This is a genomic window from Escherichia sp. 10290 (assembly GCF_030295155.1).
GTDB lineage: Bacteria > Pseudomonadota > Gammaproteobacteria > Enterobacterales > Enterobacteriaceae > Escherichia > Escherichia coli_F.
Genome location: NZ_AP025741.1, coordinates 1973969 through 1987106, shown reverse-complemented (window position 1 = coordinate 1987106; position 13138 = coordinate 1973969). Strand labels below are relative to the sequence as shown.

10 protein-coding genes and 4 pseudogenes are annotated in these 13138 nt (G+C 44.3%); 10 read left to right on the top strand and 4 right to left on the bottom strand.

Annotated elements, in window-relative coordinates; all coding sequences use genetic code 11:
• Positions 1–43: 43 nt before the first annotated feature.
• The 3 pseudogenes from QUE74_RS09975 to QUE74_RS09965 form a co-directional block, all read right to left on the bottom strand.
• Positions 44–181, bottom strand: a pseudogene (locus QUE74_RS09975) (helix-turn-helix domain-containing protein); the annotation flags it as partial.
• An 85-nt stretch (positions 182–266) separates the two neighbouring features.
• A pseudogene (locus QUE74_RS09970) lies at positions 267–413 on the bottom strand (IS481 family transposase); the annotation flags it as partial.
• An 89-nt stretch (positions 414–502) separates the two neighbouring features.
• A pseudogene (locus QUE74_RS09965) lies at positions 503–673 on the bottom strand (alpha/beta hydrolase); the annotation flags it as partial.
• A gap of 457 nt (positions 674–1130) precedes the next feature.
• Here QUE74_RS09965 and fimA point away from each other — a divergent pair.
• From fimA to QUE74_RS29585, 10 genes and pseudogenes are all read left to right on the top strand, one after another.
• Positions 1131–1694 (top strand): type 1 fimbrial major subunit FimA, encoded by a 564-nt coding sequence (gene fimA, locus QUE74_RS09960; protein WP_001360630.1) that lies wholly within the window; start codon positions 1131–1133, stop codon positions 1692–1694.
• 361 nt (positions 1695–2055) lie between these two features.
• Positions 2056–2766, top strand: coding sequence for a fimbria/pilus periplasmic chaperone (locus tag QUE74_RS09955; RefSeq protein ID WP_001195183.1), 711 nt, complete (start codon positions 2056–2058; stop codon positions 2764–2766).
• Between the two features lie 43 nt (positions 2767–2809).
• The gene (locus tag QUE74_RS09950) at positions 2810–5461 is read left to right on the top strand and encodes a fimbria/pilus outer membrane usher protein (RefSeq protein ID WP_001355369.1); all 2652 of its coding nucleotides are present in this window, start codon (positions 2810–2812) and stop codon (positions 5459–5461) included.
• A 13-nt stretch (positions 5462–5474) separates the two neighbouring features.
• Positions 5475–6005, top strand: a complete 531-nt coding sequence (gene fimF, locus QUE74_RS09945; protein WP_000682253.1) for a type 1 fimbrial adaptor subunit FimF — start codon at positions 5475–5477, stop codon at positions 6003–6005.
• 12 nt (positions 6006–6017) lie between these two features.
• A complete protein-coding gene (fimG, locus tag QUE74_RS09940) occupies positions 6018–6521 on the top strand; it encodes a type 1 fimbrial minor subunit FimG (RefSeq protein WP_001082281.1) in 504 nt (167 codons plus the stop codon).
• A gap of 58 nt (positions 6522–6579) precedes the next feature.
• The gene (locus QUE74_RS09935) at positions 6580–7494 is read left to right on the top strand and encodes a fimbrial protein (RefSeq protein ID WP_000516693.1); all 915 of its coding nucleotides are present in this window, start codon (positions 6580–6582) and stop codon (positions 7492–7494) included.
• Between the two features lie 348 nt (positions 7495–7842).
• Complete coding sequence (gene ydeP / locus QUE74_RS09930; protein WP_000726741.1) at positions 7843–10122, top strand: acid resistance putative oxidoreductase YdeP; 2280 nt, start codon at positions 7843–7845, stop codon at positions 10120–10122.
• A gap of 247 nt (positions 10123–10369) precedes the next feature.
• The gene (safA, locus tag QUE74_RS09925) at positions 10370–10567 is read left to right on the top strand and encodes a two-component system connector SafA (RefSeq protein ID WP_000543389.1); all 198 of its coding nucleotides are present in this window, start codon (positions 10370–10372) and stop codon (positions 10565–10567) included.
• A gap of 75 nt (positions 10568–10642) precedes the next feature.
• A complete protein-coding gene (ydeO, locus tag QUE74_RS09920) occupies positions 10643–11404 on the top strand; it encodes an acid stress response transcriptional regulator YdeO (protein ID WP_000060467.1) in 762 nt (253 codons plus the stop codon).
• Positions 11405–11801: 397 nt separating this feature from the next.
• Positions 11802–11894, top strand: a pseudogene (locus tag QUE74_RS29585) (sulfatase); the annotation flags it as partial.
• Between the two features lie 6 nt (positions 11895–11900).
• Here the strand turns inward: QUE74_RS29585 and QUE74_RS09915 are convergent.
• Positions 11901–13129, bottom strand: a protein-coding gene (locus QUE74_RS09915) for an IS3-like element IS2 family transposase (RefSeq protein ID WP_088895425.1) whose coding sequence is annotated in 2 segments (ribosomal slippage) — positions 11901–12814 and positions 12814–13129 — 1230 coding nt in all. Because the reading frame shifts where the segments join, the coding sequence is not laid out codon by codon here.
• Positions 13130–13138 lie beyond the last annotated feature (9 nt).

The following is a 13138-nucleotide window of genomic DNA, read 5'->3' as shown; positions in this document are numbered from 1 at the left end:
CCCGTGGCCCCCTGCATGGCTAAAGCATGGAAAGCGGAAGAAAAAGCGCAATGAGGTCGTAGGACGAACGGTTCGGGGAAGGCTGAAGAGTACGTATCTGGTCCTGAAGACCGGATAAACCTTCATCGGTCCAACGTTTAAGCCACTTGTAGCTAGTGGCAGGAGAAATGCCGTAGTGACGGACCCTGTAAATAATTCTGTGTAACTGCCCACGGTTAAAGGTGGCCGCTCAGGCGGTCACCGTATTCGATAATAAATTGTGTGATTCATAGACATCGTTTCAATTTTCTCAGCTCAAGTTCAAGCTGGTTATTCTGTTCCTGTATATGCTCCTCATTGGGCTGATAGTTTGCATGAACGGCATCAGAGTATGGCGTTTTCTTAGCAAGTTCAAAGTAGCGCGCCATCGGAGTTATCAGCCACCCACAGCTGGTCAGGATGTTCTGCCATGAACTGACGATTCACACAGTCGCCTGCGGCAACGACTTTCCTGCTGACTGTAAACAGAACGACGGTCGGCGGTGAAATAACGGTCTTTGCCCTCACCTACGCCATGGCCCAGCGCCCGGCTCATGTCGTACATCACGTTAGTAGCCATCGCTTTCACGCGGGCATCCATTGCGGCGTCGTTCAAAACCATACCTCCCCAGCCGCAAATACCGGGTAACCTGATACTTCAACAATAAGATTGGTGCGTGGATGATAGATTGCCAAATAATAATCCATCAAGAAATAATGACAACAAAAAAACATCAAGCAACCCTAATGTTATTTGGTCATATAAAACATTAATAAGTCTTGACCTTTCCTGACATTTTCCTTATTCGCAATAATATTCTGTTTAGACGTTGTTTATAAACATCATGCATAATGAAATCGTCATGTTATTTGGCGATATAAAAAAGTCTTTGAAAATACTCTCTACAACAAGTGCAGTTATAAGCTTGTTGTGACTGAGCGTCCTTGTGATTTAAAGATATTATCGTTCTTCATCAGATGTAATAACTCAGGAAATTATATTTTCAGGGTGACAGGCTAATCAAGAATGATTCTTTTTTATAAGCAATAACAGAATGACTGAATTGTTATATTTCTTTATTCAGCTGCTTAAATATAAACTTTGGAGAATTATGAAACTCAAACATGTCGGAATGATTGTCGTATCTGTGTTGGCGATGTCTTCGGCTGCGGTTAACGCTGCCGAAGGTGATGAGTCAGTTACTACCACCGTTAATGGCGGTGTTATTCATTTTAAAGGTGAAGTGGTAAATGCCGCTTGTGCGATTGACTCAGAATCAATGAACCAAACGGTTGAACTGGGTCAGGTCCGTTCTTCTCGCCTGGCTAAAGCGGGTGACCTCAGTAGCGCTGTAGGCTTCAATATCAAGCTGAATGATTGTGATACCAATGTTTCCAGTAATGCGGCTGTTGCATTCCTGGGGACTACTGTCACCAGTAATGACGATACGCTGGCGCTTCAGAGTTCAGCGGCAGGCTCTGCCCAGAATGTCGGTATCCAAATTTTGGACCGTACGGGGGAGGTATTAATACTGGATGGGGCAACTTTTAGCGCTAAAACTGACTTGATTGATGGCACGAATATACTGCCATTCCAGGCTCGTTATATTGCCCTCGGGCAGTCAGTGGCCGGTACTGCAAATGCAGATGCGACCTTCAAAGTCCAATACCTATAATTCAGTATTCAGGTGGCTATGCGTCATCTGAAATTAAAACAGGGTGTGTGTGGCATGGCTACTCACACCCGAAAAAATTCATCAATGTTTATCTCATTATTACTAAGGAATGACTTATATTTTGGAACGATATGAAAAAATCATAGAGTATCTAAACGATTAATAAACAAGGCAGTTAAAATTACTGTGATTTTAAAAATCACTCTGAAGACAATTTTTTATTTCAATAGAGAACCAAGTTTTATTACCAGCGCATTAAGTCTGGAAACCCGGCCATCCGCTATAGCATTAGCAATATTTACCATTTTCTGATGTGACGGTTTCCCCCGCTTAGCCTATCAACACATGGAGAACACATCAGATGCAGACGACTCGTACGCCCTACTCTGTTTCTTTTATGGCGACAGTATTACTTTCATTGGTCTTTCTTTGCCATAGTACCATTGCCAATGCAGCGGTAGCTCTAGGTGCAACTCGTGTAATCTTTCCAGCAAATCAGAAACAGGTTTTATTGCCTGTCACGAATAATGATCCTGCCAGTGTCTATCTTATTCAGTCATGGATAGAAAATGCGGGTGACCAAAAAGATACCCAGTTTGTCATTACCCCACCGCTTTTTTCTATGCAAGGCAAAAAAGAGAATACGCTGCGGATTATCAACGCCACTAATCATCAGTTACCGGGCGACCGGGAAAGCCTGTTTTGGGTAAATGTCAAAGCTATTCCTGCTATGGAAAAAGATCAGAAAAATGCAAATACATTACAGCTCGCAATTATTAGCCGCATAAAAATGTTCTATCGCCCAACGAATTTGGCAATGGCACCTGACCAAGCTCCGGAAATGCTTCGTTTCCGCCGCAGTGGTAGCAAACTGACACTTATTAATCCGACCCCCTACTTCATTACCGTAACGAATATGAAAGCAGGAAATAGCGATCTCCCAAACACCATGGTGCCTCCAAAAGGTGAGATTTCTGTGGATTTCCCTCACGGTGCATCCGGGGATATCAGCTTTCAGACGATCAATGATTACGGTGCATTAACACCGCGTATTAAGGCAACCATGCAGTAACAACTGACCTAATTAATAAGCATAAACTCAATCGGAACTAATAATGACAGCCTTTCGTGCCGCATTTAAGGCATATCGTATGCATCATGTGTTACTACTGCCTCGCTTTGCACGGCTTACCTTTGCCCTTGGCTTAGCTACAGCGGTTTTTCCCGTAGAAGCAGAGTATTATTTTAATCCACGGTTTTTAAGCAATGATCTTGCTGAGTCTGTTGATTTATCTGCCTTTGCTAAGGGACGCGAGGCACCACCTGGTACATATCGGGTCGATATTTATTTGAACGACGAATTTATGACCACTCGGGATGTTACTTTTGTTGCAGATGAGAATAACGCAGATCTCACCCCATGTCTGAGTACAGACCTTCTTGTCAGTCTTGGCATAAAAAAATCAGCGTTATTAGCCAATAAGGACCATTTGGCAGGAAAAAATGTGCCGGATAACAACGCATGTACACCACTTCAGGATCGTTTGGCTGATGCATCTACTGAGTTTGATGTTGGTCAGCAACATCTGTCGCTCTCCGTTCCGCAGATTTATGTCGGCAGAATGGCCCGTGGTTATGTCTCTCCTGACCTGTGGGAAGAAGGAATAAACGCAGGCCTACTGAACTATAGTTTTAATGGTAATTCTATCAACAATCGTAGTAACCATAACGCCAGCAAAACCAACTATGCATATCTGAATTTGCAGAGTGGCATCAACATTGGCAGCTGGCGACTACGTGATAACTCAACGTGGAGTTATAACAGTGGGAGTAACAACCCATCTGACAGCAATAAATGGCAACATATCAATACGTCTGCTGAACGTGACATTATTCCCTTACGCTCACGGTTAACGGTGGGTGATAGTTATACCGATGGCGATATTTTTGAAAGTGTGAACTTTCGTGGCCTTAAAATAAACTCAACGGAAGCGATGTTGCCCGATAGCCAACATGGTTTTGCTCCGGTGATTCATGGTATAGCCCGTGGCACAGCCCAAGTCAGTGTTAAACAGAACGGATACGATGTTTATCAGACTACGGTCCCTCCCGGCCCTTTTACTATTGATGATATTAACTCTGCGACTAATGGCGGTGATCTGCAAGTTACGATAAAAGAGGCAGACGGCAGTATTCAGACTTTATATGTCCCTTATTCATCTGTCCCGGTTCTCCAACGTGTTGGTTATACGCGTTATGCACTTGCCTTGGGGGAATATCGTAGTGGAAATAACCTGCAAAGCTCCCCAAAATTCATTCAGGGCAGCGTAATGCATGGTCTGGAGGGAAACTGGACACCTTATGGCGGGATGCAAATTGCAGAAGATTATCAAGCTTTCAACGTGGGTATTGGTAAAGATCTTGGCCTTTTAGGTGCCTTTTCTGTCGATATCACGCAAGCCAATACGACACTTGCGGATGATACTCGTCACAGCGGACAATCGGTAAAATCTGTCTACAGTAAATCTTTCTATCAGACGGGAACGAATATCCAGATCGCAGGATATCGATATTCTACGCAAGGATTTTATAACTTATCTGACAGTGCATACAGTCGAATGAGTGGTTACACCGTCAAGCCTCCGACCGGAGACACCAATGAACAGATACAATTTATTGATTATTTTAATCTGTACTATAGTAAGCGTGGTCAGGAACAAATAAGTATTTCCCAGCAGCTTGGAAATTACGGTACGACCTTTTTCAGTGCCAGTCGCCAAAGTTACTGGAACACGTCACGCAGCGATCAGCAAATATCATTCGGGTTAAATGTACCGTTTGGCGATATTACGACTTCGCTGAATTACAGCTATTCCAGTAATATATGGCAAAACGATCGGGATCATTTACTCGCTTTTACACTTAATGTTCCCTTCAGTCATTGGATGCGTACAGACAGTCAGTCGGCATTTCGTAATTCAAACGCTAGTTATAGCATGTCAAACGATTTGAAAGGCAGTATGACCAATCTATCTGGGGTTTATGGCACACTGCTGCCGGATAATAACCTGAATTATAGTGTTCAGGTCGGTAATACCCGCGGAGGTAATGCATCATCTGGCACCAGTGGTTACAGTTCTCTTAATTATCGAGGGGCTTACGGTAATACTAATGTCGGTTACAGTCGTAATGGCGATAGCAACCAGATTTACTACGGAATGAGTGGTGGAATTATTGCTCATGCTGATGGTGTCACCTTTGGACAGCCGATGGGTGACACTATGGTTCTGGTTAAGGCTCCTGGCGCGGAGAATGTTAAAATAGAGAACCAGACAGGAATACATACAGACTGGCGTGGCTATGCAATATTACCATTTGCGACAGAATATAGAGAAAATCGTGTCGCTCTTAACGCTAATTCCCTTGCCGATAATGTTGAACTGGATGAAACCGTGGTCACGGTCATCCCTACTCATGGTGCTATTGCCAGAGCAACATTTAATGCACAAATCGGCGGTAAAGTATTAATGACTCTGAAATACGGCAATAAACCAGTTCCATTCGGTGCAATTGTGACTCACGGTGACAATAACAATGGCAGCATTGTTGCTGAAAATGGTCAGGTCTATCTGACAGGACTTCCACAATCAGGAAAATTACAGGTTTCATGGGGCAACAATGCAAACGCTAAATGTATTGTTAATTACAAGCTTCCTGAAGTCTCTCCTGGGAACTTACTGAGTCAGCAAACAGCAGTCTGTCGCTAAGGAACACTAGATTATGAAACACAATAGCATTATTTTCCTCGGTTTATTTCTGGGGTTAACCACCTATTCTGCTTTATCTGCAGATAGCGTTATTAAAATTAGCGGGCGCGTCCTGGATTATGGCTGCACAGTTTCATCTGATTCGCTTAATTTTACCGTAGACCTACAAAAACACAGTGCCAGGCAATTCCCAACGACTGGAAGCACAAGTCCAACCGTTCCTTTCCAGATTACGTTAAGTGAATGTAGCAAAGGGACAACAGGGGTTCGGGTTGCATTTAGCGGGATAGAGGATTTAGAAAATAATACTCTGCTGAAACTGGATGAAGGAAGCAATTCTGCTTCCGGTTTGGGTATTGAAATTCTGGACGGAAATATGCGCCCAGTAAAATTAAATGACCTTCATACCGGAATGCAGTGGATCCCTCTGACTCCTGATCAGGATAATATTTTGCCTTACTCGGCCCGTTTGAAGTCAACACAAAAGTCCGTCAATCCAGGACTGGTTAGCGCTTCGGCAACATTTACCCTTGAATTTCAATAATCAGAGTGAGATATGAATAGAACTTTCCAAAGACTTCTGTTGGCTACGCTCTGTGCGCTATTTTCAGCAACTCTCCAGGCCGCTGATGTCACTATCACTGTTAATGGTCGGGTAGTTGCTAAACCCTGCACTATTCAAACCAAAGAAGCTAGCGTTAATCTCGGGGATCTTTATACACGCAATCTGCAACAACCAGGTTCTGCATCTGGCTGGCACGATATTACTTTGTCATTAACCGATTGTCCGATTGAAACAAGTGCAGTGACGGCAATCGTAACAGGTTCAATTGACAATACGGGTTATTACAAAAATGAAGGTAGTGCCGAAAATATTCAGATAGAGCTGAGGGATGATCAGGAGGCGACGTTAAAAAGTGGCGATAGCAAAACGGTTATTGTTGATGAGATCACACGTAATGCACAGTTTCCACTTAAGGCAAGAGCTATCACGGTGAATGGAAACGCAAGCCAGGGAACGATCGAGGCGCTAATCAATGTGATCTATACCTGGCAATAACATCGATTCGATTTTATAAGCCTCTTTTTTAAATCAATTTTTAACCTAAGGATTTATCATGGGAAAAAAAATTAGTATAAATGTCCTGTTCAGTATTTATTTTCTTTTGATGGCAGGTAAAGTCTTCGCCTTCAGTTGTAATGTTGATGGTGGGTCAAGTATTGGCGCAGGTACAACTTCTGTGTATGTTAATCTCGATCCTGTCATTCAACCAGGTCAGAATCTGGTTGTAGATTTGTCTCAGCATATAAGTTGCTGGAATGATTACGGCGGCTGGTACGACACAGATCATATTAACTTAGTACAAGGCTCAGCTTTCGCAGGCTCCCTACAGTCATATAAAGGATCGCTGTACTGGAATAATGTGACCTACCCCTTTCCGTTGACGACAAATACCAACGTGCTGGATATTGGTGATAAGACACCGATGCCCTTACCGTTAAAACTCTATATTACCCCTGTCGGGGCGGCCGGTGGCGTTGTCATAAACGCGGGAGAAGTTATTGCTCGCATTCATATGTATAAAATTGCAACGTTAGGAAGTGGAAATCCGCGTAACTTTACATGGAATATTATTTCAAATAACAGTGTTGTTATGCCAACGGGCGGCTGTACCGTTGATAGTCGTAATGTCACAGTGAGTCTCCCGGACTTTCCTGGAAGCGCAGAAATACCCTTGGGCGTATATTGCTCAAGTGAGCAAAAGCTCTCATTTTATCTTTCGGGCGCTACCACTGACAGTGCCCGACAAGTGTTTGCTAATACAGCACCTGACGCAACAAAAGCATCAGGAGTCGGTGTCTCCCTGATGCGTAATGGAAAAATACTGGCTACGGGAGAAAATGTCTCCCTGGGAACTGTAAATAAAAGCAAAGTACCCCTGGGCTTAAGTGCAACTTATGGACAGACAGGAAGCAAGGTCGCAGCTGGAGCAGTACAGTCAGTCATTGGCGTTACATTTATCTATGAATAATTGTGATGTTGACCCTGTTATACTTTAGGTTGTGCTTTCCATTCACTAAAATTACGCGGATTATTCTTTCCTGAAAGAAATTATCCTACACCTGTAAGAAAATCCGCGCACAATTGAAGTCAGAGTCTTATTTTATATATTGAAAAGTATGTTAACTTAAAGACTATGAGAGATGATGCTTAACTTATCGCATTTATACTATTCTGTTATTTGACGATAATGAGTTAAAAATAGAATGAGAGTAGCCCCCTACTCTCATATATCCAAATGGCCGATAAGCCCATTATATATACTGCGCATCATCGCTATTACAAATCCTAATAATTCATTTCCACACAGGATAAGCTGATGAAGAAAAAAATTGAATCCTACCAGGGAGCTGCCGGTGGTTGGGGGGCTGTCAAATCTGTAGCGAATGCAGTCCGTAAGCAGATGGATATACGCCAGGAAGTGATTGCCATGTTTGACATGAATAAGCCAGAAGGCTTTGACTGTCCAGGATGTGCATGGCCAGATCCTAAGCACAGCGCGTCATTCGACATTTGTGAAAACGGCGCAAAAGCAATCGCCTGGGAAGTCACCGATAAGCAGGTGAATGCCTCTTTTTTCGCTGAGAATACGGTTCAATCATTACTTACCTGGGGAGATCACGAACTCGAGGCTGCGGGGCGTCTCACTCAACCTTTGAAATATGATGCCGTCAGCGACTGTTACCAGCCATTAAGCTGGCAACAAGCTTTCGACGAAATTGGCGCACGTCTTCAAAGTTATAGTGATCCAAATCAGGTTGAATTCTATACTTCGGGCCGCACTTCCAATGAAGCTGCCTTTCTTTATCAGCTTTTTGCCCGTGAATACGGTACCAATAACTTTCCCGACTGCTCAAACATGTGCCATGAACCGACCAGCGTAGGTTTGGCAGCGAGTATCGGCGTGGGTAAAGGGACCGTGTTACTGGAAGACTTTGAGAAATGCGATTTAGTAATTTGCATTGGGCATAACCCTGGTACAAACCACCCTCGCATGCTGACTTCGTTGCGCGCTTTAGTGAAACGGGGAGCGAAAATGATTGCCATCAATCCTCTGCAGGAGCGTGGCCTGGAGCGATTTACCGCACCACAGAACCCGTTTGAAATGCTGACGAACTCCGAGACTCAATTGGCTAGTGCTTACTATAATGTGCGCATTGGTGGCGATATGGCGTTGCTAAAGGGGATGATGCGCCTGTTAATTGAGCGCGATGATGCTGCAAGTGCTGCGGGTCGGCCCTCATTGCTGGATGACGAATTCATTCAAACGCATACCGTCGGCTTTGACGAGCTACGCCGTGACGTTCTCAATTCCGAGTGGAAAGATATCGAACGTATTTCTGGACTAAGTCAGACACAAATCGCCGAACTTGCTGATGCATATGCCGCTGCCGAACGAACCATTATCTGTTACGGAATGGGGATCACTCAGCACGAACATGGTACCCAGAACGTACAGCAACTTGTCAATCTGCTGTTGATGAAAGGTAACATTGGCAAGCCTGGTGCGGGTATCTGCCCACTACGTGGTCACTCTAATGTACAGGGCGACCGAACCGTCGGTATTACCGAGAAACCGTCTGCCGAGTTTCTGGCTCGCCTGGGTGAGCGCTATGGCTTCACCCCACCTCATGCACCTGGACATGCTGCAATCGCCAGCATGCAAGCAATATGTACGGGGCAAGCTCGAGCATTGATCTGCATGGGGGGCAACTTTGCACTGGCAATGCCAGATCGGGAAGCGAGCGCTGTACCGTTAACGCAATTAGATCTGGCGGTACACGTTGCCACAAAGCTTAACCGCTCACATCTGCTGACTGCACGGCATAGCTATATTCTGCCGGTTCTGGGACGTAGCGAGATTGACATGCAAAAAAGCGGTGCGCAGGCGGTAACCGTTGAGGATTCAATGTCAATGATTCATGCCTCGCGTGGCGTGTTAAAACCCGCAGGTGTCATGCTGAAATCAGAGTGTGCTGTGGTCGCGGGAATCGCGCAGGCAGCGCTCCCCCAGAGCGTGGTGGCCTGGGAGCATCTGGTGGAAGATTATGATCGCATTCGCAATGACATTGAAGCTGTGCTGCCAGAGTTCGCCGACTATAACCAGCGCATCCGCCATCCTGGTGGTTTTCACCTGATAAACGCAGCTGCTGAAAGGCGCTGGCTGACGTCGTCAGGTAAGGCTAATTTTATTACCAGTAAAGGGTTGTTAGAAGATCCCTCTTCGGCGTTTAACAGTAAGCTGGTCATGGCGACAGTGCGCAGTCACGATCAGTACAATACGACGATTTATGGTATGGATGACCGCTATCGAGGGGTATTCGGTCAACGAGATGTGGTCTTCATGAGTGCTAAACAAGCTAAAGTTTGCGGTGTAAAAAACGGCGAAAGAGTTAATCTTATTGCGCTTACGCCAGACGGTAAGCGCAGCTCACGCCGCATGGATAGATTAAAAGTGGTCATTTACCCTATGGCTGACCGCTCACTGGTGACCTATTTTCCAGAATCGAATCACATGCTAACACTTGATAACCACGATCCATTAAGTGGCATTCCTGGCTATAAAAGTATTCCGGTTGAATTAGAACCATCAAATTAATTCGCCTCCTCATTTCTTCTGCTGTCATCCGCACAGCAGAAGAATTCCTCATTGACCATTGTCGCGCAATTTACTCACATGTGCTAAATTAAACTGCTCGCTATAAGATATATACCTCTGCCTACAGCTGTAAGAAACTCCGCTCAGTACTGAAGCACCAGTCCTATTTCCTCTTTTTTCCAGCCTGTTATATTAAGCATACTGATTAACGATTTTTAACGTTATCCGCTAAATAAACATATTTGAAATGCATGCGACCACAGTGAAAAACAAAATCACGCAAAGAGACAACTATAAAGAAATCATGTCTGTAATTGTGGTTGTCTTATTACTGACACTTACGTTGATAGCCATTTTTTCGGCAATTGATCAGCTGGGTATTTCAGAAATGGGTCGCATTGCAAGAGATCTTACACATTTCATTATCAATAGTTTGCAAGACTGAAAATAAACAGCAAATTATAAATATGAAATGTTAAAAAAGTATCGATAAAAAACTTTATTGTTTTAAGGAGATAAAATGTCGCTCGTTTGTTCTGTTATATTTATTCATCATGCCTTCAACGCTAACATTTTAGATAAAGATTACGCCTTCTCTGATGGTGAAATCCTGATGGTAGATAACGCTGTTCGTACGCATTTTGAACCTTATGAGCGGCATTTCAAAGAAATTGGATTTAATGAAAACACCATTAAAAAATATCTACAATGCACTAATATTCAGACAGTGACTATGCCTGTTCCTGCGAAGTTTTTACGTGCTTCAAATGTACCAACTGGATTACTTAATGAAATGATTGCTTATCTCAACTCTGAAGAACGCAATCATCAGAATTTTTCTGAACTTTTGCTTTTTTCTTGCCTGTCTATTTTTGCTGCATGCAAAGGTTTCATTACATTATTAACTAACGGTGTGCTATCCGTATCAGGGAAAGTGAGAAACATTGTCAATATGAAGCTGGCACACCCATGGAAACTAAAAGATATTTGTGATTGCCTGTATATTAGTGAAAGCCTGCTGAAGAAAAAACTAAAGCAAGAGCAAACGACATTCTCACAAATTCTTTTAGATGCCAGAATGCAACACGCAAAAAATTTGATACGCGTAGAAGGTTCAGTCAATAAAATTGCCGAAAAATGTGGTTATGCCAGTACATCTTATTTTATTTATGCTTTCCGCAAACATTTCGGCAACAGTCCAAAGAGAGTTTCAAAGGAGTACCGTTGTCAAAGGCACACGAATATGAACACGGGCAACACGATGAATGCTTTGGCTAATTGATTATTCGCTCACGAATAGTCAACCACACGCTAAGTAAGAATTAAAGGGGCAGCTATTACCTGCCCCAATGTGTCATTACGAATTGTATTTTATGATGAGAATTGGTGATATACATCACATATTTATGCATCTAAATAATCTGTTTCATGTTTATTTATGAACTCAATGCAATGAATTACAAAAAAACACATAATATCATTTAATTTCAATCATTTAGATATTTGGCATTGTGAATTTACCTAGCTCAACAGAAAGCAATGTCAACGCGTTATGGACTATTATTTCTCTTTTTTTAGCCAAATCTGCTATCTCTTTATGTGACTCACTTCACTTACATCATCTTATTTCTCTTCGTAAAATTACTTTGGAATTAAGTACAATAAGAAGAGGAACATTTATGAAGTCTGCATTGAAGAAAAGTGTCGTAAGTACCTCGATATCTTTGATACTGGCATCTGGTATGGCTGCATTTACCGCTCATGCGGTGGATTTGCCCCTATATTTCCAGACATCTGTTATCACTTAACCCATTACAAGCCCGCTGCCGCAGATATTCCCGTGGCGAGCGATAACCCAGCGCACTATGCGGATGCCATTCGTTATAATGCTCGAACGCCTCTGCAAGGTTCTTTGCTGCCGTTAACCCGTCTGGTTTGGGCATGATACTGATGTAGTCACGCTTTATCGTTTTCACGAAGCTCTCTGCTATTCCGTTACTCTCCGGACTCCGCACCGCCGTGTTCTTCGGTTCAAGTCCCAACATCCGGGCGAACTGGCGTGTTTCATTAGCCCGGTAGCATGAACCATTATCCGTCAGCCACTCCACTGGAGACGACGGAAGATCGTTGCCGAAGCGGCGTTCCACCGCTCCCAGCATGACGTCCTGTACTGTTTCACTGTTGAAGCCGCCAGTAGTCACCGCCCAGTGCAGTGCCTCACGATCACAGCAGTCCAGCGCGAACGTGACACGCAGTCTCTCTCCGTTATCACAGCAGAACTCGAACCCGTCAGAGCACCATCGCTGATTGCTTTCTTTCACGGCCACTCTGCCTGTATGTGCCCGTTTCGATGGCGGTACAGCAGGTTTTCGCTCAAGCAACAGCGCATTCTGGCGCATGATCCGGTAAACACGTTTGGCATTGATCGCAGGCATACCATCAAGTTCTGCCTGTCTGCGAAGCAGCGCCCATACCCGACGATAACCATACGTGGGCAGCTCTCCGATAACATGGTGTATACGGAGAAGCACATCCGTATCATCAGTGTGACGACTGCGGCGGCCATCCATCCAGTCATCGGTTCGTCTGAGAATGACGTGCAACTGCGCACGCGACACCCGGAGACAACGGCTGACTAAGCTTACTCCCCATCCCCGGGCAATAAGGGCGCGTGCGCTATCCACTTTTTTGCCCGTCCATATTCAACGGCTTCTTTGAGGAGTTCATTTTCCATCGTTTTCTTGCCGAGCAGGCGCTGGAGTTCTTTAATCTGCTTCATGGCGGCAGCAAGTTCAGAGGCAGGAACAACCTGTTCTCCGGCGGCGACAGCAGTAAGACTTCCTTCCTGGTATTGCTTACGCCAGAGAAATAACTGGCTGGCTGCTACACCATGTTGCCGGGCAACGAGGGAGACCGTCATCCCCGGTTCAAAGCTCTGCTGAACAATTGCGATCTTTTCCTGTGTGGTACGCCGTCTGCGTTTCTCCGGCCCTAAGACATCAATCATCTGTTCTCC